We start from the raw sequence: 20,884 nt of genomic DNA, 5'->3' as shown, positions 1-20,884 counted from the left end.
TTGAAAGTATATGTAGGGACTGCGGAGGGGACTTCAAGCGAGTGCCGTCAAAAACCGTCAGTTTTTTGACGAGGATCAGGATTCGGACCCGGACTCAATCCAGATCACGCTGGCCATACGGCCGGTGATGCCGTCTCGACGGTAGGAGAAGAAGCGGGTCGGGTCGGACACGGTGCAGTACTCCCCGCCATAAATCTGCGTCAGACCGAGCGACCGCAGGCGCTGCCGCGCCAGCCGGTAGAGGTCCGCGAGGTAATGTCCGGAATGCGCCGGACTGGCCCGGAACGCCGATGCCGCCTGTGCGTCAGCCTGAACGAATGCCTCGCGCACCTCACCACCAACCTCGAAGGCCTCCGGACCGATGGCCGGCCCGAGCCAGGCCAAGAGCTGCTCTGGCGGACGGCCCAAAGCCGCCACGGTTTGCTCCAGCACGCCACCGCACAACCCCCGCCAGCCGGCGTGAACCGCGGCGACGCGGGACCCGGCAAGATCACAGAACAGCACCGGCAGGCAGTCAGCGGTCAGCACCGTGCACACCTGCCCGGCCTGGCCGGTGACACCGGCGTCTGCCTCCGGTACTCCCTCGACCGGTACGCAGGCCACTGCCGTGCCATGAACCTGGTTCAGCCAGTAAAAACGATCCGGCGGCAATCCCGACCAATCCGCCAGGCGACGACGATTTTCCTGCACGTCGGCCTCATTATCCTGAACATGCGAGCCCAGGTTCAGCGACGCCCACATCGACGCACTTACCCCGCCCTGGCGGGTGGTGCAGCCGGCCCGCACCTGGGCCGGCGCGGGCCAGTCCGGGGTGATGACGGCAAGCTCAGAAGTCACGCTGCGCCAATGCCTCCCGGTGTTGGCGCAGGGCTGCCAGCAGCGCCTCCATATCCACTGGCAGGGGCGTCTCCCAGCTCATCAGTTCGCCGGTGGCCGGGTGCTCCAGCGTCAACCGGCGGGCATGCAGCGCCTGTCGGTGGAACCCTCCGAGGGCGTCGCGCAGTTCATCGGTTGCCCCTTTGGGCAGTTTGATCCGTCCGCCGTAGACCGGATCCCCCACCAGCGGATGCTTGACGTGGCTCATATGGACCCGGATCTGGTGGGTACGGCCGCTTTCGAGCTGACAGCGGATGTGGGTATGGGCGACGAACCGTTCCAGCAGCCGATAATGGGTCACCGCCGGTTTGCCGGCCTCGACCACCGCCATCTTCTTGCGGTCCCGGGGATGACGGCCGATGGGGGCATCCACCGTGCCACCGCCGGTCAGCGTCCCCACGATCACGGCCTCGTATTCCCGCCCCATGGTGCGGGTCTGCAACTGGTCCACCAGGGAGGTATGGGCAATCAGGCTGCGGGCCACCACCATGATGCCCGAGGTGTCCTTATCGAGACGATGGACAATGCCGGCACGGGGCAGGTTTTCCACTTCCGGGGCATGATGAAGCAACGCGTTGACCAGGGTGCCATCGGCATGACCGGCCGCCGGGTGCACCACCAGCCCAGCCGGCTTATTGATCACCAACAGGTGTTCGTCTTCGTAGACCACCTCCAGCTCGATGGATTGCGCCTGCCAGGCCACCTGCACTTCCGGCTCTGCCTCCAGTTCCAGACGGTCATCCAGCATCACCTTGTCCCGCGGCTTGCGGGTCTGGCCGTTGACGGTCAATGCACCGCTCTTGATCCAGCCCTGCAGGCGCGACCGGGAGTGTTCCGGCATCAACGCCGCCGCGGCCTGGTCGAGCCGGCGATCGCTGAGTTCCGGCGGGATTACGTAGGATTCGGAGATGCGGTTGTCAGAGGTCATTCACGGCCCGGTCGGTTGAATAAGATTACGTTTCGAACAGATTTCTGGCGGCGAGGCCGGCGGCTACTGCACAAGCGGGACTATCCCCGTTACAATGGCCGGTCACTCAGCTTCGATCATTATACGGGATTCCGGCATGAGATCAGTTTTTCGCGTCATTCTACTGAGTTTCCTGGTTGTGGGACTCACCGGTTGCGCCAACAAGTCGCAAGAACAGGTCCTGCCGGAAGAGGTATATTACGAGAATGCCCGGGACGCAATGAACTCTGGCAACTTCAGCGAGGCAGAGCGCAACCTGGACTTCCTGGAGACCTACTACCCCTTTGGCCGTTATGCGGAGCAGGCCCAGCTCGACCTGATCTATGCCCGCTACCAGAATCTCGACCTCGAAGGGGCCCGGGCCGCGGCTGACCGCTTCCTGCGCCTGAACCCCCAGAGCGAACACGCCGACTACGCCCTGTACCTGCGCGGCGTGGCATCCTACAATCTGGACATCAGCCTGGCGGGACGCTACTTCCCCGTCGATAACAGTGCCCGCGATCCCGGCGAGCAACGCCAGGCCTTCCAGGATTTCTCCACCTTGCTGAACCGCTACCCGGACAGCGAATACGCCGCCGACGCCCGCCAGCGCATGATCGCCATCCGTAACCGCATGGCCAACCTGGAACTGCAGGCGGCACGCTATTACATCAAGCGTGAGGCCTACCTGGCCGCCAACAACCGGGCACGCTATGTATTCGAGAACTTCTCCACCACCCCCGCCATGGAGGAAGCCCTGATCATCATGGCTGAGACCTACCAGTTCATGGGGCTGGAGGAGGCCGCTGACGACGCCATTCAGTTGCTGGCTATCAATTTCCCGGACAGCGAGGCGTTCACAGCGGAGATGAAGTTCCAGCCCAGCCTGCTGAAGCGTCAGGACCGCTCCCTCCTGAGCGTGGTGAGCTTTGGGCTGTTTGGGGATGAAGAAGACTGACGCGATTCGCCGCGCTCACCGTCATCCGATGGGGTACAAGCGGCCTGCCACGTTAGCTGACAGGCCGGCCCCCCCTTACTTGCCGATTTTCCATTTGTTGGTGATCGGGTAACGCCGGTCCTTGCCAAAGCCCCGCTCGGTGATCCGCACCCCGATGGGAGCCTGGCGGCGCTTGTACTCGTTCAGATCCACCAGCCGCACCACCCGCTCGACGTCCGCCCGGTCAAAGCCTTCGGCCACGATGGCCTCGGCGCTGTAGTCCCGCTCCACATAGAGGTTGAGTATGCGGTCCAGCACGTCGTAGTCCGGCAGGCTGTCCTCGTCCTTCTGCCCCGGCGCCAGCTCGGCCGAGGGCGGCCGGGTGATCACCCGCTCGGGAATCACCTCAGACTCGGCATTGCGGTAGCGGGCCAGGCGATAGACCAGGGTTTTCGGCACGTCCTTGAGCACATCGAAACCACCGGCCATGTCGCCGTAGAGTGTGGAGTAGCCCACCGCCATCTCGCTCTTGTTGCCGGTGGTCAGCACCAGGGCCCCAAACTTGTTGGACAGTGACATCAACAGCACACCCCGCAGCCGGGCCTGGAGGTTCTCCTCGGTGGTATCCGGCCGGGTGCCCTCGAAGGGCTTGGCCAGTGAGGCCATGAAGGCGTCGTACATGGGCTCGATGGAGAACACGTCATAGTGGACACCCAGGGCAGTGGCCTCCGCCTCCGCGTCTTCCAGGCTCATGCTGGAGGTGTACCGGAACGGCATCATGACCGCCCGAACCCGGTCAGCCCCCAGGGCATCCACCGCTACCGCCAGGGTCACCGCCGAGTCGATACCGCCGGACAGTCCCAGTACCACCGACTTGAAGCCATTCTTGTTGACGTAGTCCCGCACCCCCAGAACCAGGGCGCGGTAAACATTCTCTTCCAGCGAGGGTTCCGGAATCGGCGGCTGGGACACCGGCTGGCAGTGGTGCTCCACCAGGAAGTCCACCGGGAACAGCCCCTCCACAAACTGGGGCGCCTCCACCGCCAGCGCTCCGGAGTGGTCGTACACCATGGAGCCGCCATCAAACACCAGCTCGTCCTGGCCACCCAGCAGGTTGGTATAGACGATGCTGACCTGGTTTTCCCGTGATTTTCTCTCCAGCAGGGCCTTGCGGGTGACCTGCTTGTCGATGTCGTAGGGGGAGGCGTTGAGGTTGAGGATCAACTTGGCACCGGCGGCCGCGGCGTCTTCCACCGGACCATCGCTCCAGAGGTCCTCGCACACGGTAATGCCAACCGGCACGCCCTGGATATTGGCCACGCAGGTTTGGGCACCGGCGGCAAAGTAGCGCTTTTCATCGAACACCTGATAGTTGGGTGGGAACCGCTTGTGGTAGCGATGGGTCATCTCCCCCTGCTCGATCACCAGGGCGGCGTTGTAGAGCAGGCCTTTGTGTCGCAGTGGCGCGCCAATCACCACGGTTGTGGGCAGGTTGGCGTCAATCAGCGTATCCAGGGCCTCCTGGATGCGCAGGTCGAGACTGGGCCGAAGCAACAGGTCCTCCGGGGGGTAGCCGGTCAGGCAGAGCTCGGGAAACACCACCACGTCAGCCTGGTGCTCGGCGCTGGCCCTGACGGCCGCTTCTATCACCAACTGAGTGTTGCCCGGAATATCCCCCACCAGGAAGTCCACCTGCGCCATCACCACCCGCAATTTCGGAACCGCGGAATCCTGGGTGACCTGATCGGGGGAAGTTGCCATTGCGTGCTCCTGTAACTCATTGCCGTTAAAAGGCTATTATAAACCCGACCTGCTCCGGATTTCCTGCTTTTGGGTAAAGGATCACGCTGCCTCATGACCACGACCGCCCCCTCGCCAACTCTGGCCCAGACGGAACCGCGCAACACGGACCAGCGCGGCAAGCTGTTTCGAATCTATAACCACTACCGGGTGGCCATCAGCCTGTTGCTGGCAGGCCTGCTCTTCCTGGACCCGGCAGAGTTCGGCACGGCGTTCCGGATGCCCGACTACTACCAGGTCAGCGTGTTCAGCTACCTCTCGCTGAATGTCTTCGTGGCCCTACTGCTGCTGGCCGGGTTCAAGCCGCAGGCCCGTCACATCAGTCTCTCGGTGTTGCTGGATATCCTGTTCCTGCACAGTTTCCTGCTGTTTACCTCCGGCATCGCCAGCGGACTGGCCAACCTGATCATCGTCTCCGTGGCGGCCGGCAACATCCTCTCGCCCACACGCATCGGTACCCTCTATGCCGCGCTGGCGGCCATCGGCTCCCTGGGGCTGGCGAGCTGGACCATCCTGACCCAGGACCAGAATGTCGATGTGATCGTACGCGCCGGCACCCTGGGCATTCTCTACTTCGCCGCCGCCTTTATCCTGCAGAACATCACCCGGCGCATGGCCCGCAGTGAAGCGCTGGCCAGCCACCGGGCCCAGAGCATTCTGGAGCTGGAACAGATCAATCAGCAGATCATCCAGCGCATGCGCACCGGCATCGTCGTGGTCGACTCCTTTGGTCAGATCCGGCTGGCGAACGCGGCGGCGGAGGAACTGCTGTTCGGCCTGCCCAATATCGAGGACCAGCCAATCTCGGTAAAAGGCCGCGCCCTGCCAGGGCCCCTACGCGAACGACTGGACGACTGGCAACAGCAACCGTTGCAACGCTCGGAACCGTTCCGGGCCAGTGATACCTCCCCCATGCTGCAGGCCAACTTTACCCGACTGGATCACGAAGGCCGGGACCACATCCTGGTCTTCGTGGAGGACATCAGCAAAGTCACCCAACAGGCCCAGCAAATGAAGCTGGCCTCCCTCGGGCGCCTGACCGCCGGCATTGCCCACGAAATCCGCAACCCGCTGGGCGCCATCAGCCATGCCGCCCAGTTGATGGCCGAAGCCGACCACCTGGACGCTGGCGATCGCAAGATGCTGGACATTATCCAGCGCCATTCGCGGCGGGTGAACGGCATCATCGAGAACGTCCTGGAGCTGTCCCGACGCCGCGCCGCCAACACCGATCTGGTGGACGTGGCCGCCTGGCTGAGGGAATTTGTCGAGGATTACCACCAGATCCGGGAGACCCAGTCCGACGGAGCGCCCGACATTACCCTCGACCTGGCCCCCAACCTGCCACCGGCCCGTTTCGATCGTAGCCAACTGGAGCAGGTGCTGGTTAACCTGTGTGACAACGGCCTGCGTTACAGCAAGCAACAGACCGGCAAGGCCAGTCTGACCATTCATGCCGGGATCACCGACGACGGCGAGCGGAGCTATGTGGACATTCGCGACGCCGGTCCGGGCATTGCACCGGACGCCCGCAACTCCATATTCGAGCCTTTCTTCACAACCGACAAAAGCGGCACCGGCCTGGGACTTTATCTGGCCAGGGAACTGTGCGAGGCTAACCAGGCCCACCTGTCACTGCTGGACGACGACCAACCGGGCAGCTGCTTTCGGATCACTTTCGCCCATCACGGACGGCTGATCTAGTGGCCCCCAGCCGGCTCCAGCCAGTGACCGCAGCATTGTAGTAACAGCCAGGAAACGACAGGACCCCATGACCAACCACACCGCACTCATTGTGGACGACGAGCCCGATATCCGAGACTTGCTGGAAATCACCCTGACCCGGATGGGGGTTACCGTGCTCACCGCGGAAGACGTCACCTCTGCCCAGGCGCTGCTCAGCGAGCACCAACCCCAGCTGTGCCTGACGGACATGAACCTGCCGGATGGCAATGGCATTGAACTGGTGCACTGGATCCAGGGCCACAGCCCACAGACGCCCGTCGCCGTGATTACCGCCTACGGCTGCATGGACACCGCCATTGAGGCCCTCAAGGCCGGAGCCTTTGACTTCGTCTCCAAACCGGTGGAACTCCCCCGCCTGCGGGAACTGGTCAACAGCGCCCTGAAACTGGCAACGGTCCCCGACGAGCCCGCCGAGGCCAAGGATGAGCCGGGTCTGCTACTGGGCAACTCCCAGCAGATCAAGCGGCTGCGTAACCAGGTCCGCAAGCTGGCCCGCAGCCAGGCGCCGGTGTTCATCAGCGGTGAATCCGGCAGCGGTAAGGAACTGGTGGCCCGCATGATTCACCTGCAGGGCCCCCGTTCTGAGGGACCGTTCGTGGCCGTCAACTGCGGTGCCATTCCCGGCGAGCTGATGGAAAGCGAATTCTTCGGCCACAAGAAAGGCAGTTTCACCGGGGCGGTGGACAACAAGGACGGTCTGTTCCGCTCCGCCCATGGCGGCACCCTGTTCCTCGATGAGGTCGCCGACCTGCCCCTGGCGATGCAGGTCAAGCTGTTGCGGGCGATTCAGGAAAAAGCCGTGCGGCCGGTGGGGGACACCAAGGAAGTGTCGGTGGACACCCGCATCCTCAGCGCCACCCACAAGGACCTGCCCACTTTGGTGAGCGAGGCTGAGTTTCGCCAGGACCTGTTCTACCGGATCAACGTGATTGAACTGGCCGTGCCCCCATTGCGGCAACGCAAGGACGATATTGCCCTGTTGGCCGAACATATCCTGGCTCGCATCGCCAGCGAGTACGAATGCCCTCCCGCCCACCTGACTGACGGTGCCCTGGAGAAACTCAAAGACTACAGCTTTCCGGGGAATGTCCGGGAGCTGGAGAACATCCTGGAGCGGGCGTATACGCTGTGTGATGAGGACCGGATCGGGGCCGGGGATTTGCAACTGGGGAGTGCGCCGCAGGCGGAAGGCGTTATTGACGACACGAGGCCGGCAGAGGCCTCGAACCCTACCATCCCGGAAGGAGAGCTGGACCTGGAAGGATACCTGGAATCCATCGAGCGCCAGGCCATCGAAAAAGCTCTTGAGGCAACCCGTTGGAACAAGACGGCAGCCGCCAAACGATTGGGCATCAGCTTCCGGGCACTGCGCTACCGACTGAAGAAACTGGGGATGGAGTAGCCGCTAACCGGCTCCCCAATAAAAATCCGCCATGTGGGTTGGCGGAAACATCTGGCTGGGCAGGATGCCCTTATCAATCAAGGAAGATACAACATGAGCTATTTCAAAGCCTCAGGGTTAACCCTGGTAGAATTACTTGTCGTACTGGCGATTAGCGCCATTTTGCTGGGCAGTGCCTTTCCGGGAATAGGCCATCTGATGAACCAGTCACAGCGTCATTCAGCAACCAGCGAACTGATCGCCCTCATCAATCTGGCACGGCACACCGCCATTCACGAACAGACCAGCGTTACGCTTTGCCCACTCACCACGTCACAGACTTGCAGCTCAAACTGGGAACTGCCCATTGTAGCCTTTCGGGATCCGACTCATACAAAGTCCCTCGCAGTTCCCGCTCAGCTGATTCGGCAAATTAGTCCCCCAGCCCATGGATACCTGATCGTGAGATCAGCAAACCGGCCCTACTTCCGATTCCGTCCGTCCGGTAGGGCTCGAGAAGCGATAGGCAATATCGTCTGGTGCCCGGACGATCACGACCCCCGCTACGCTTCCCAGATCAGGATAAACATGGGCGGCAGGCCATTGCGCTCAGATGACAGCAATGGGGACGGTATCGTAGAAGGCACCGGTGGGACTCCAGTCAGTTGCAATCCATCATGAACGGCCCAGGAGGATACTAGTCCCAGTTGACTCGCTGCCCCGTCGATAACAAAGCGATGGTGCCACCGCCCTGACCGTTCTTGGGTCGTGCTTCGATGCGATACGCTGTGGCCGTCGTGTTGGCTGCCACAATGACCAGGTCATAGAACTTGGTGTTGCCATCCAGCGGCGCTTCGGCTGGGAAGATATCCCCCGCCCCACTCCCCACCGTCGCCCCGACGTAAGTGTTGTTCTGGGTATGGTAGCGCTCCATGGCATTTGCCAAGGACATCAGCGCTCCCTTGGCGTCCCCCGCACGCGCATTTTCTACGTACTGGGTGTAACTCGGTATCGCGATGGCCGCAATAATCGCAATGATAGCGACCACAATCATCAACTCAATCAGGGTAAACCCACGCGATGCTCTAGCTTGCAACATAGTACATCCATTCTTTGAGCGCGGCCCGCCTGGCTCATTTCAGGCAGCAGGCCGCATAAGTTATTATTCGTAAAGTTCTTGCCAACTCATCCGCCCCAAATTCTCGTTCGGAGTACCGGGGTTCACTTCGTCGGACAGAATCGTATCGTCCGACCGCGGCGTCAACATATAGTCGCCAAGGAAGCCCGGGCGGTTCGGCAGCCCCCCTTCGGTCTTGTAGCCCACATACGAGGAGCCCAACTTAGGCCAGATGGTACGATCGGGAGTTTCCCCGCCCAGCCCGAAGGCCATCAGCCAACCACTGCCGCCAACATCGCAGGGGTTATCGGAGGGAACAATCGAATTTACGAAGACGTATTCGCCCCGGACCTGCGGAGATTGAATAATGCGTTCCCCCGCCTCGGTGGTGAAATCAACATACCAGCCGTCTTCCGTGGTCAAATCCGTTCCGGACGAAGTACGCACCTGGAATGTAACGCCGTCCACAACAATGGAACTATCGGTGATGGTGCGGCCCACCAGGTCTGCACGCAGTAGTTCCGACGTACCACTATCGATAATGCCATAGAAAGACTGCGTGTCCGTGTTTGAGGGATCGTTTTCCGTCAGATACTGGCCGGTACCGAACAGCACCATCAGGTCTGGAGCATTGCCGGTTGAATATTCCTCTGGGGTCCTGATCACTATAGGGGCAGCCGTGATGGGTTGGGCAAGACTGGTCGATGCGTCGATCGCCGTGAACAGAGGCTCCGGTGTACTGCCCTGCTTGTAGGCCGTATCCCAGGAACCGTTACCACTGTCTTCAATTGCCCACATATTGCCACTCAGATCTCCAGCATAGATCCGGTCGATGATGCGATCTCCAGTAATATCGAGCTGCCGGACCGCGGATAACCCATCGGCACCGGCTCCTGTTTCCAATTCAATGAACTGATAGTCAGTATCTTCGGTCCAGGTTCCATCCAGCCCACCTTCCAAGTCCAGCATGAACAAACCGGTGGCATCGGTGCTGGCGTTATAGCCATTGCCAAAGAACGCCGTCCAGCGATAATCGTTGTTGCCCCACTGAGCCAGGCCGATGGTGGGCGGCTCGATCACGTGTCCCATGCGGGCGTCGTCATCACTGGTGAACTCCCAAAGCGCCAGGGACGAAGCGGATGTCTCATCGATCGATGTCGGATTGGTTATATCCAATGCGTAGATGCCCTGGGCTCCGGTTCGGCCGCCGCCAATGAGAATGGTGCGCCAATCCGCAGCCGCGCCACCGGTGCCTTCGATGTAAACATCCGAGACCACGGGGCTCAGGTCGTTGTAAAAGCGGTGGGCGTAAGTGGGCTGGGTCAGGTAGTGTAGACCCTCTCCCACCGAATCTGTAAACAGAAATTCCGGCAGATAGGCAAACAGCTCCGATCCGGCTGAGGCGTTGTCCGCTGCTGAGAAAGCGTGCAACATGCCATCGTTTGCGGCGACATAAACCACTGGTGAACGGGACTGCTGCTCCTCACGAAAATCCGCATAATCGTTGCCCGTGACTCCGAACGGTTCGGCAGTCGGCCAGCCCATGGATGGCTCGCTCACGTACACAGGGGTTGAATGAACGATGTCACCTAAGCGGCTGTCCCGCTCCCGCATGCCCGAAACGGCCGTACCCCGAAGGTAACTGACCCTGCTTTGACCAAGGGCGTCATCGCCGCCAACCCGCAAATCGTCTTTCTGCGCCGTGGTTAGGTTACTCCAACTAAACGCCACACCACTGCTGCCATTGAAGGTGATGATTTGTCGTGGATTGGTGGAAAGATCCCTGTCATCCAGAATCTCTCCCGCTTCCCATTTGTCCTGCGATGCGACGGTTGGCGCGCCCCCTGTGGGGTTCTCGGTGATTTCACGGGCGAACAGTTCTCCACTCCATTTGGAGGAATCGAAGCGGGCACCAAACAACAACGTATCGGTCTCCAGCGTCGCGGTGTTGAACGTAACCCCTGTTGACTGGCCGACACTTGAAACGATAGTCGACAACACGCCGGACAGCTCGGTGGCAAAGGTGTCCGGATCGGCCGCGCTGAAGAACCCGCCACGGCTGTTCACTGCAGCATGGAGCAGGTCATTGATCTTGTTTTCGTTGCTGGTCCCACTCCACCAGTCAATGGCCGAGCCGCTATCAATCGCATCGAACGCGGTGGTCGGATCAATGTTACCGGCCACGCCCAGGCCAACCCCGTAGGTGACCATATGCTGCCAGAACGCCGGGTTGTCATCGGTGGTTGGCACCTTGTTTGACAGGTCATCACGGATGTCCCGTTTCCAGTAGTACATGGCAACGTCCGCGAGGGTCGAAGTGCTAGCCTCCCCATCCTTGAAAGGATCGGCAGCGATATACTGGTACGAGGTCCCATCCGGATTACTGATGACGGCCCCATCGGTATCGTCAGCTTCCTCTGTCTCGGCGGCCGGGTCATCACCGTTGTAGTAGCCATCGGTCATCAAGATGGAAAAAGCCTGACGGCACTCACGGGTAGGGTTGGTCGTTGAATCCACAGCCGCGGACGGATCGTCGGCCCAGGACCGCTCGCTGTTCTCGAGATATTTCCCGGCGCCCTCTAATGCCCGTCGCAGGGGGGTACCGCCACTCTGAGTGGTTTCACCGTACAACCAGTTGTAGAAATTATCCTTCTGGGTTGAATCATAGGGGCGTACCCCCTGGATTACGGCTCGAATGCTCGAAGCATCGTCCACGGTGCCGCTTCCCGTGTTGATGGAGCCCCAACCAAGGCGAATGTTGGACGGCAAGGAGGAAAATGCCGAACCGATCCCGGCCTTTGAAGCCATCAGCCGATTGCGATAGTAGGAAAACCAGTTGGCGAAGTTCTGTTTCTCGGCATCCGTTGAGGGATTTAGAGGGCCGTTATAACAGCTGTTGGCGACAACGTCGCTACAGGAATCTTTCTCCGTGTAATAGAACGCTTCCCCCACTTTCCCTGTAGGACTCAAGACCACATCATCGACCTGATCCAGGTCGCCATCGTTATCCAGGTCAAAATACCCCCAGTAGAAGTCATCTTCATCCATGATGGCGGTATATTCAGTGGATAGATCAATGGTTGCGGAAGACGAATCGTATCCATTTATCGGGGCGCTGGTGTAACTGGCATCGGAATAAAAAGTCCCATCACTTTTTACTGGCGGCTCATACCGGACCGTCGGATCGTAATAGGCTTTGTTAACGGTGGCGGCCGCCAAATAGTACGCATCGGAGATGTCCACAATACAGAATCTTCGATTGCCGTAAACCACGGTGCCCGAACAGTCCTTGACGTGGAAATCATCCTCTGGCGAGGCGTTCAGAAACCCGGCGTCCACGCTGTCCGGCATAAACCCCCAGGACATGGACCCCGAATCGTCCATAATGAACATCAGGTTGGGGTCCACCACCGACGCCAGATAAAGGGGCTCGGTGGCCAGCGTCCCCGGCGCGGCATAGCCAGAAACCGGTGCGATTAGCGCCACCGCTAAAGCGAAGTTACGAAGCTGGCTCACTGTCTTGTTCATTTCCATTCTCCAGTCCCACCAACTACATGTCGCGGGCATAGTAGGTTTCAATCACTCGCTGAGCCTCACCGGAGGACCCCGGACTCCAGGCCACCACCCGGAATGCCTGGGAGTTATAGGATCCGGTTTCGTGGGTATAGCCCTCAACAACGATGTCCGTCAGCCGGTCCGGCTGATTGGCATCCCCCATATGCTGGATGTAGAACTTGGGCGTCACACCATCAACGGCTGTCGCATCCATCACACCCGATCCACTGGCCCAATCGTGCGTGGTGGGATCCGGCGCTGTATCATCAGGGCCGTAGAGCCCGTTGGTGCCATCGAACGTCGACAACGTTGAGATGCCCTCAAGCACAATCTCTGCATCGCGAACCCCGGATTCGGCAATCTCCAACGAACTCATGCCCTCTCGTTCAGCAGAGACCATTCGCTCCTGAAGCACCGTACCCTGCATACTGGAAATGGCCAGCAGAGACAACACCAGCAGCATCAACAACGACAGGATAAGCGCAGCGCCCCTCTGGCGAGCTTCAATTCGTTTCATCAGCCACCTCCAATACGGTTTCGCAAGCTGGTGGTCGTGGTGTACACCCGATAGAAAAAGGTATCCGTAGCCGCAACCTGGGTCAGCAAGGTGAGGTCAGACTCACAGTCCAGCCAGCCGGGATAGCAGTAGCTCACGCCACCGTCTGTAACATTATCGTCCGGCGATCGGATAAGCAGGCTGTAACGAATTGCGATGGCACTGTCCGCCTGGGCTGCGGTACCATCAGAGTCTTCCCAGCTGTCAACCCGGTCGTCGCCATTGGAATCGACTCCCAGCTGGACCTGAAAATCCTGAACATCCTCCAGCAGCGCGACCGCGGAGGAATACGTGCCGGTTCCACTCAAGTTCCCAAAGACATTGACGCCATCGGTGACCAACTCCCTGCGACCGCCGTTGTCCTGAAGATAGAAACGCTGACTGCGTGGCCGGAAGACCCGGGCTCCATTTGGGTCATCGTTATAATTCGTGGACAGTTTTTGAGTAGAGTTTCCGACGCCACCGGTACTACTGCCAGCGTTATGTACGACGACTTCGTTGGCATCTTTCACGTCGGTAATCTCGAAGACGTCGCCGTTCTTACAGTTGGTCACAATCACAATGTCACCGTCGTTAAAACTCTCACTCTCGTTGACCCGGAGGTTGGCCGCTTGTTGTGACGGTTGAAATGTCACTTCAATATCGCTATTACCGTTGACTCCGCCCAACGCCAGCCGATCCGAGCCACCAGCGCCCACGCCATCCTCTACGTCCAAGCCACGCATCAGGGCATCCACATTAAAGGCGCTATCGTCATTCAGGGTGCTATTTAGATTTGTCAGGTCCCGCAAACAGCCCCAGTAGTCGGCATTGCGAATTTCCCTGGCGAGGAAACCGGTGGCCAGGCGCCCAGTTTCCTGCACTCGGGAGGAGGCTTCCGCCATCCGGAAACTCTGGCTGTTGGCAACAAAAATCTGGGTCAGCCCGAGCGTCAGGATCATCGCCAGCGCCAGGGCGACCATAACTTCGACCAGGGATAGCCCCCGCTGGGCACTCACGCACTTCATTGCTCCATCCTCGCCGTTAGAGTGTATGACTGGCTTGCCGATTCGCTGCCGTACTGACGTTCATTCCAGTCCACCTTGATCGTGGCCACCCCCGAATTGACCTGAATGGTGGCGGTTGCAGTAGGTACATCACGGGCCAGTTTGGCCTCCCAGTCTTCTACGTCGGCTGCAACCAATGCGTTGCCATCATTGGCGCGTATCAGCTCAGCCATTTCCTGGGCGTGCAGATTCACCTGGGACCTCAGGTTGGCGTTACTGGCCTGCTGTAGGGAGAGCAGTTGCACGCCCGCGACCCCCAGCAATCCAACCAGCAGGACCAACAGCGCGACCAGCACCTCGATCAGCGTGAACCCTCTTTGTCTTGAGCCTCTCATTGCGTCAACGTTTCTCTTGATCATGGGACTCTTATGCTCACGGACAGGTGAATTCAGCGCTCGAGACGCGGCCGCCTAATGTGACCGACACTTGTCGACCGGTCGCATCGCCGGAGCACACGGTAAAGGTGGTGTTCGCACTGGCCATGCCATTTGCACTGAAGGTAACGGATCCGGAGCTAATCGTGAGATCACCCTCCGCCGGTTCCATCTGGCGTAACACCGTGGCATCCGACGTCAGTGTTGAAGACATGGTATCTCCCGCCGCCGCCGCAGTAACCTGCTTCCCACGGCGTATCGCCTCCATCCGGGAAAAGTTCAATATGCCCACAATGGAGTTCGTCGTGGACACAACCCGATTATTGTCAATAACCTGCCCCAGCTGAGGGACGGCAAACGCGGCAATAACCCCTACCAGGGCGATGACGATCATCAACTCAATCAGGGTAAAGCCGGTACTTTTTTCCTTAAACAGCATAGACATCATCCAATTCGACTTGAGTTAAGGCTATGAATTGGTTTTGTCCATGACCAGAGGTTGGCGACGAACGGCCCTTACAGGGGGATGAGTGGTATTCGACAGGTTGCCGAAGTGACAGAAGTCACAATGGCTAAAAGGCGGGAGGGTGATAAGTCGGGTAAACGAATTGCCCAAGCGTCAAATTTGCCTGAGATGGCTTAATGGGGAAGCGTGCTTGATTCGTATCCAGCCGCTTCCCCGCTGCAGCAGCTAAGAAACCTCCACCGCCTCAATCCGCAACTCCTTCGGCATGGAGAACACAATGTTCTCCTCCCGACCGGCGATCTCCTCCGGAACCTGGCCACCAAGCTCCTGCAGGCGCTTGACCACGTCGCTCACCAGCACTTCCGGGGCGGAGGCGCCGGCGGTGACGCCGACAGCGGACTTGCCGGCCAGCCAGTTTGGGTCGATCTGGTCGGCCTCGTCGATCAGGTAGGCGGGAGTGCCCATGCGTTCAGCCAGTTCCCGCAGGCGGTTGGAGTTGGAACTGTTGGGGGAGCCCACCACCAGCATCAGGTCGCAGTCGCCGGCCAGTTGCTTGACGGCGTCCTGGCGGTTCTGAGTGGCGTAGCAGATATCGTCCTTGCGCGGCCCCTGGATCTCCGGGAAACGGGCGCGCAGGGCATCGATGACCTTGGCAGTGTCGTCCATGGACAGGGTGGTCTGGGTGACGTAGGACAGCCGGCTGGGGTCTTTCACCGTCAGCTTTTGCACATCCGCCTCGTCCTCCACCAGGTAGATGTCACCACCGTTACTGTGGTCATACTGGCCCATGGTGCCTTCCACTTCCGGGTGGCCGTGGTGGCCGATGAGCACGCACTCGCGACCATCCCGGCTGTAGCGCATGACTTCCATGTGCACCTTGGTGACCAGCGGACAGGTGGCATCGAACACCTTGAGGCCACGGCGGGCGGCCTCGTTCTGCACCGCCTGGGACACCCCGTGGGCGCTGAAGATCACCAGGTGGTCGTCCGGCACCTCGTCCAGTTCGTCGACAAAGATGGCCCCCCGGTTGCGCAGGTTGTCCACCACAAACTTGTTGTGGACCACTTCGTGGCGAACGTAGATCGGCGCGCCGAACACGTCCAGCGCCCGGTTGACGATTTCGATGGCGCGGTCCACGCCGGCACAGAAGCCACGGGGATTGGCGAGTCGAATCTGCATGCTGTCGTCCTGGCTGGGTAACGGGTCCGTATTAATGGGTCGAGGCGGGCTCGACGTCGATGATCTCAACTTCGAAGGTCAGTGTACGCCCGGCCAGCGGGTGGTTAAAGTCCACCTCCACCTGGTCGCCCTCCACCTTGCTGACCACGCCGGGCAACTCGGCCTGGCGGGCATCGGCGAAGGAGATCATGACCCCCGGCTCCAGCACCATGTCGGCACTGAAGTCGGAACGCTTGAACATCTGTACATTGCTGGGGTTGTGCTGACCAAAGCCTTTCTCTGGTGGCACTTCGTAGCTGGCCTGCTCACCCGCGGTCATGCCCATCAGGTAGGCCTCGAAGTTTTCCGGCAGGTTCTCGTCGCCGATTTCCAGGGTGGCCGGTTCCTTGTCGAAGGTGGAATCGATCACCTGGCCATCGGCAAACTTCAGCGCAAAATGCAGGGTAACGCGGGTCCCCTTGTCGACAGGCAGTTCGTTCATTGGGAATCACTACTCCTTCCGGACGGGTCCGATGGCTTGCGGAACATCTCGAGAATCATCATGCCGGCGCCCAGGGTGATGGCGGTATCGGCGAGGTTAAAGGCGGGAAAATGGTAGTCCTGCCAGTAGAAGTGCAGGAAATCCACCACGTAACCGTGCACCACCCGGTCATAGACGTTGCCCAGGGCGCCGCCGAGGATCAGGGCGATGGCAATGGCGGTCCAGGTCTCATGGGCCTTCAACGACTTCATCCAGATCACCAGCAGCACGCTGACCACCGTTGCCAGGGCGACAAAGAACCACCGCTGCCAGCCGGCGGCGTCCGCCAGCATGCTGAAGGCGGCACCGGTATTGTGCAGTAGCGTCAGGTTGAACAGCGGCATCACCGGCACCGGCGTGGCGTAGGTGAGCATGGCACTGGCCAGGGCCTTGGTCCCCAGGTCCAGGGCGATCACCAGCACCGCCAGCCAGAGCCAGCGGAGCTGGGCGCCGGATGAATCGCGATCGGTCATAACATCATCCATCAGGCAAACGAACGGGCTTCGCCCTCTCCTTCCACGTTGGTGACACAGCGGCCACACAGGTCACTGTGTTGCTCGTTCTGGCCCACGTCGTCGCGGTGGTGCCAGCAGCGCTCGCACTTGGCCTTGGTGGTGGGGGTGACCTTCACCAGCAAGCCTTCGTGACCGGTCTGCTCGGCATCGCCCGCTTCGGAGACGGGCTTCACCGTCGCCTCGGAGGTGATCAGCACGAAGCGCAGCTCTTCCCCGAGGGCGTTCAGGTCCGCCGCCAGCTGCCCCTCGCAGAACAGGGTGACTTCGGCGCTGAGGGACCCCTTGATCTCGCCACGGCCTCGGGCCTCTTCCAGGCATTTGTTGACCGCTTCCTTGACCCGATAGAGCTCCGCCCAGTAGTCCCGACCCAGCTCGGCGTCCTCGGGCAATTCCACGAGCCCCTCGTACCAGGTCTCATAGAACACGGTGTCACCCCGTTCGCCGGGCAGGTGCTGCCAGATTTCGTCGGCGGTGAAGCTGAGGATCGGCGCGATCCACCGCACCAGGGCTTCGGCGACGTGATAGAGCGCGGTCTGGCAGGAACGGCGGGCCAGGCTGTCAGCCTGGGTGGTGTACTGCCGGTCCTTGATGATGTCGAGGTAGAAGCCGCCCAGGGTGGCCTCGCAGAAGTTGTAGACCTTCTGGAAGATCCGCAGGAAGGCGTAGTTCTCGTAGTCCTCGACCAGTTCCCGCTGCAACTGCAGGGCGCGGTCCACCATCCAGCGGTCCAGCGCGATCATGTCCGCCGGCGCCACGGCGTGCTCCGCCGGCTCAAAGCCGTTGAGGTTGCTGAGCAGGAAGCGGGCGGTGTTACGGATTCGGCGGTAGCCATCGGCGGTCTGGCGCAGGATGTCCTTGGACACCGTCATCTCACCGCTGTAATCGGTGGCAGCCACCCACAGGCGCAGGATGTCCGCGCCCAGTTCGTTCATCACCTCCTGGGGGGCGATGACGTTGCCCAGGGACTTGGACATCTTGCGACCCTGACCGTCCACGGTGAACCCGTGGGTCAGCACCTGGCGGTATGGCGCCTCGCCATTGATGGCGATGGAGGTCTTCAGCGACGACTGGAACCAGCCACGATGCTGGTCGGAGCCTTCCAGGTACAGGTCCGCCGGGAACTGTCCCAGCTCCTCACGCTGGCGCAGGACCGAATCGTGGGTGACGCCGGAATCGAACCAGACATCGAGGGTATCAAGCACCTTGTCGTACTGGTCGGCGTCGGCCCCCAACAGCTCCGAAGCGTCCAGCTCGTACCAGGCATCGATGCCATCCTGCTCAACCCGCTTGGCCACCGCCTCGATCAGCTCGGCGGTGTTCGGGTGCAACTCCTGGGTCTCCTTGTGGATGAACAGGGTGATCGGCACCCCCCAGGTACGCTGACGGGAGATACACCAGTCCGGCGACTGCTCGAACATGGCCTCGATACGGTTCTGCCCCCAGGCCGGTACCCAGCGCACCCCCTTGATCGCCTTCAAGGCGTCAGTACGGAGGTTCTGCTTGCCCATGCTGATGAACCATTGCGGTGTGGCGCGATAGATCAACGGCGTCTTGGTACGCCAGCAGTGGGGATAGCTGTGGCTGAACTTCTCGGTGTAGACCAGCTTGCCCTCGCGCTTGATGGCTTCGCTGACCGGACCGTCGGCCTTGTACACGTGCAGCCCGGCAAACTCGCCGGCGGCGGGGGTATAGGTGCCATCGGCCTGCACCAGGTTCAGGGTGTCGATGCCATACTGCTGGCCGACCACAAAGTCTTCCATACCGTGATCCGGCGCCGTGTGCACCGCGCCGGTCCCGGCATCGGTGGACACATGCTCACCCATCACCACCGGCACCTGCTTTTCGTACACCGGGTGCTTCAGCGGCAGATTCTCCAGCGCGGAACCCGGACAGGTGGCCAGCACTTCATAGTCTTCGACCTCCCAACGGGCCATGATGCCCTCGACCATGGTGGCGGCGAGAATCAGCAGCTCCGGGCCAGCACCGGTATCCACCTGGACCAGGGCGTAGTCCAGGTCGGCATTGAGCGCCACCGCCTGGTTGGCGGGAATGGTCCAGGGGGTGGTGGTCCAGATCACCACCGACACATCCCCTTCCCCCTGGTCGGTGCCGAATACCGCCAGGGCGCTGGCCCGGTCGACCGCCGTGAACCGCACGTCGATCTGGGTGGAGGTCTTGTCCTGGTATTCCACTTCCGCCTCGGCCAGGGCGGACTGCCCGACCACACTCCAGTACACCGGCTTGTAACCGCGTACCAGGTGCCCCTTGGCCACGATCTTGCCCAGGGCCCGGACGATACCCGCCTCCACCTTGGGGTCCATGGTCAGGTAGGGCTTGTCCCATTCGCCCAGCACACCCAGGCGGATAAAGTCGGCCTTCTGGCCCTCCACCTGCTTGGCCGCATAGTCCCGACAGGCCTGCCGGAAAGTCTTGTAGTCCACCTTGACGCCAGCTTTGCCGATGTCCTGCTCCACCTTGTGTTCGATGGGCAGGCCGTGGCAGTCCCAACCCGGCACGTAGGGCGCGTCGTAGCCCATGAAGCTGCGGGACTTGACGATCATGTCCTTGAGAATCTTGTTGACCGCATGCCCAATGTGAATGCTGCCGTTGGCGTAGGGAGGGCCATCGTGCAGGATGAACTTGTCGCGACCGGCCCGCTGCTTGCGGAGGTTGCCGTAGACATCCAGGTCCTGCCAGCGCTTGAGCATGTCGGGCTCGCGCTTGGCCAGGTTACCGCGCATCGGGAAGGCGGTTTCAGGCAGATTCAGGGTATGCTTGTAGTCGCTCATGGTGTCCTGTGGGTCGTTACCGGTAATTGCTTAAACAGTGGGTAGATTGTCGTCCGCGTGCCGTCGCCATCACGCGTTCCTGAACAGCCAGACATCGTCGTCAGCCGGGCCACCCTCATTGCTTCGCGAGCCATTGGCGGGCGTCGTCGAAGTCGCGTGCAATCTGGGCCTGCAGGGCCGCGACGGACTCAAACTTGACCTCGTCCCGCAACGGGTGGCGGAAGGTTACGTTCAGTCGTTGGCCATATAGTGTGCCAGCAAAGTCAAACAGGTGCACTTCCAGCGCGGGCTGGCGCCCATCCACCGTGGGCCGCAGACCGATGTTGGCCACCCCGTCACACAGGCGGCCGTCGGCCAACTCCGCCTGAATCACGTAGACCCCTCGGAGGGGGGGCAAACGCTTGAGCAGAATATTGGCGGTGGGCGCACCGATTTCCCGGCCCAACTGCCGGCCATAGACCACCTTGCCTTCGATGCCATAGGGCCGGCCGAGCAGAGTTGCAGCGTGATCCAGCCGGTTGTCCGCCAACGCCTGGCGAACGGCGGTGCTGCTGACCCGCTCGCCGGCCACGGTCACCGTGCGGGTATTCTCCACGGTGAAGCCGCGTTGCCCGCCGACCTGCTGCAGGAGCTCAAAATCACCGGCCCGGTCACAACCGAAACGGAAATCGTCTCCCACCACCAGATAGCGAACATTGAGCCCGTCGATCAGCACATCTTCGATGAATCCCATGCCGGAGTAACTGCGGAACTGCTCGTCAAACCGCAGGCACAACACCAGGTCAATGCCGGCCTCGATCAGCGCCTGAAACTTTTGCCGGAAGCCGGTCAGGCGGGGCGGCGCCTCCGGCCCCTGAAAAAACTCCCGCGGCTGGGGCTCAAACACCATCGCCACGCCCGGCACACCCAATCGGTGGGCATGGTCCCGTACCTGGTTGATGATGGTTCGATGGCCCAGATGGACACCGTCAAAGTTGCCGATTGTCGCCACACACCCTTTGGCCAAGGGAGATGTCGCCTGCCCTGACAACGCTTGCAGGTTGGCCAGCCCTCGTATCAGCCGCATGTACTGCGCACCCTT

General features: G+C 60.8%; 18 protein-coding genes. 4 read left to right on the top strand and 14 right to left on the bottom strand.

What is annotated here, in order from left to right; translation table 11 throughout:
- Nucleotides 1-75 precede the first annotated feature (75 nt).
- Together pgeF and rluD are read right to left on the bottom strand one after the other, a co-directional pair.
- Entirely contained in the window at nucleotides 76-837 is a 762-nt protein-coding gene (gene pgeF / locus R3175_RS14585; protein ID WP_318945055.1) for a peptidoglycan editing factor PgeF, read from the bottom strand.
- The gene (gene rluD / locus R3175_RS14580) at nucleotides 827-1,804 is read right to left on the bottom strand and encodes a 23S rRNA pseudouridine(1911/1915/1917) synthase RluD (RefSeq protein ID WP_318945054.1); all 978 of its coding nucleotides are present in this window, start codon (nucleotides 1,802-1,804) and stop codon (nucleotides 827-829) included. The genes pgeF and rluD overlap by 11 nt, the downstream gene beginning before the upstream one ends.
- 136 nt (nucleotides 1,805-1,940) lie before the next feature.
- On the opposite strand from rluD, the gene R3175_RS14575 reads away from it, so the two are divergent.
- On the top strand, nucleotides 1,941-2,780 hold the full coding sequence (locus R3175_RS14575; protein WP_318945053.1) for an outer membrane protein assembly factor BamD: 840 nt from the start codon (nucleotides 1,941-1,943) through the stop codon (nucleotides 2,778-2,780).
- A gap of 75 nt (nucleotides 2,781-2,855) precedes the next feature.
- Here the strand turns inward: R3175_RS14575 and R3175_RS14570 are convergent, their stop codons facing one another.
- Nucleotides 2,856-4,520: an NAD+ synthase gene (locus R3175_RS14570; RefSeq protein ID WP_318945052.1), complete on the bottom strand. Its 1,665-nt coding sequence runs from the start codon at nucleotides 4,518-4,520 to the stop codon at nucleotides 2,856-2,858.
- Nucleotides 4,521-4,613: 93 nt separating this feature from the next.
- Between R3175_RS14570 and R3175_RS14565 the strand changes: the two genes are divergently transcribed.
- The 3 genes from R3175_RS14565 (at nucleotide 4,614) to R3175_RS18140 (ending at nucleotide 8,367) form a co-directional block, all read left to right on the top strand.
- Nucleotides 4,614-6,263 carry a sensor histidine kinase gene (locus R3175_RS14565; protein ID WP_318945051.1) on the top strand — a complete coding sequence of 550 codons (1,650 nt, stop codon included), beginning with the start codon at nucleotides 4,614-4,616 and terminating at the stop codon, nucleotides 6,261-6,263.
- A gap of 67 nt (nucleotides 6,264-6,330) precedes the next feature.
- Nucleotides 6,331-7,707: a sigma-54 dependent transcriptional regulator gene (locus R3175_RS14560; protein WP_318945050.1), complete on the top strand. Its 1,377-nt coding sequence runs from the start codon at nucleotides 6,331-6,333 to the stop codon at nucleotides 7,705-7,707.
- A 93-nt stretch (nucleotides 7,708-7,800) separates the two neighbouring features.
- A complete protein-coding gene (locus R3175_RS18140; RefSeq protein ID WP_413231779.1) occupies nucleotides 7,801-8,367 on the top strand; it encodes a GspH/FimT family pseudopilin in 567 nt (188 codons plus the stop codon).
- Nucleotides 8,368-8,383: 16 nt separating this feature from the next.
- Here the strand turns inward: R3175_RS18140 and R3175_RS14555 are convergent, their stop codons facing one another.
- The 11 genes from R3175_RS14555 to ribF all read right to left on the bottom strand — a co-directional run bounded on the left by R3175_RS14555 (nucleotide 8,384) and on the right by ribF (nucleotide 20,869).
- Nucleotides 8,384-8,785, bottom strand: a complete 402-nt coding sequence (locus R3175_RS14555) for a type IV pilin protein (protein ID WP_318945049.1) — start codon at nucleotides 8,783-8,785, stop codon at nucleotides 8,384-8,386.
- Between the two features lie 63 nt (nucleotides 8,786-8,848).
- Nucleotides 8,849-12,331: a pilus assembly protein gene (locus tag R3175_RS14550; RefSeq protein ID WP_318945048.1), complete on the bottom strand. Its 3,483-nt coding sequence runs from the start codon at nucleotides 12,329-12,331 to the stop codon at nucleotides 8,849-8,851.
- Nucleotides 12,332-12,353: 22 nt separating this feature from the next.
- Entirely contained in the window at nucleotides 12,354-12,875 is a 522-nt protein-coding gene (locus R3175_RS14545) for a PilX N-terminal domain-containing pilus assembly protein (RefSeq protein WP_318945047.1), read from the bottom strand.
- Complete coding sequence (locus R3175_RS14540) at nucleotides 12,875-13,921, bottom strand: PilW family protein (RefSeq protein WP_318945046.1); 1,047 nt, start codon at nucleotides 13,919-13,921, stop codon at nucleotides 12,875-12,877. The genes R3175_RS14545 and R3175_RS14540 overlap by 1 nt, the downstream gene beginning before the upstream one ends.
- A complete protein-coding gene (gene pilV, locus R3175_RS14535) occupies nucleotides 13,918-14,319 on the bottom strand; it encodes a type IV pilus modification protein PilV (RefSeq protein WP_318945045.1) in 402 nt (133 codons plus the stop codon). The genes R3175_RS14540 and pilV overlap by 4 nt, the downstream gene beginning before the upstream one ends.
- A 13-nt stretch (nucleotides 14,320-14,332) precedes the next feature.
- Nucleotides 14,333-14,773: a GspH/FimT family pseudopilin gene (locus R3175_RS14530; protein WP_318945044.1), complete on the bottom strand. Its 441-nt coding sequence runs from the start codon at nucleotides 14,771-14,773 to the stop codon at nucleotides 14,333-14,335.
- Nucleotides 14,774-15,025: 252 nt separating this feature from the next.
- The gene (gene ispH, locus R3175_RS14525; protein ID WP_318945043.1) at nucleotides 15,026-15,979 is read right to left on the bottom strand and encodes a 4-hydroxy-3-methylbut-2-enyl diphosphate reductase; all 954 of its coding nucleotides are present in this window, start codon (nucleotides 15,977-15,979) and stop codon (nucleotides 15,026-15,028) included.
- 31 nt (nucleotides 15,980-16,010) lie between these two features.
- Nucleotides 16,011-16,460, bottom strand: coding sequence for an FKBP-type peptidyl-prolyl cis-trans isomerase (gene fkpB, locus R3175_RS14520; protein ID WP_318945042.1), 450 nt, complete (start codon nucleotides 16,458-16,460; stop codon nucleotides 16,011-16,013).
- On the bottom strand, nucleotides 16,457-16,972 hold the full coding sequence (lspA, locus tag R3175_RS14515) for a signal peptidase II (protein ID WP_318945041.1): 516 nt from the start codon (nucleotides 16,970-16,972) through the stop codon (nucleotides 16,457-16,459). Before lspA ends, fkpB begins: the two co-directional genes overlap by 4 nt.
- Before the next feature lie 11 nt (nucleotides 16,973-16,983).
- Entirely contained in the window at nucleotides 16,984-19,803 is a 2,820-nt protein-coding gene (gene ileS, locus R3175_RS14510; RefSeq protein WP_318945040.1) for an isoleucine--tRNA ligase, read from the bottom strand.
- Between the two features lie 115 nt (nucleotides 19,804-19,918).
- Entirely contained in the window at nucleotides 19,919-20,869 is a 951-nt protein-coding gene (gene ribF / locus R3175_RS14505) for a bifunctional riboflavin kinase/FAD synthetase (protein ID WP_318945039.1), read from the bottom strand.
- Nucleotides 20,870-20,884: the final 15 nt, after the last annotated feature.

The sequence above is a fragment of the Marinobacter sp. genome (assembly GCF_033722735.1).
Lineage (GTDB): Bacteria > Pseudomonadota > Gammaproteobacteria > Pseudomonadales > Oleiphilaceae > Marinobacter.
This window is presented reverse-complemented; position numbering and strand designations above follow the sequence as displayed.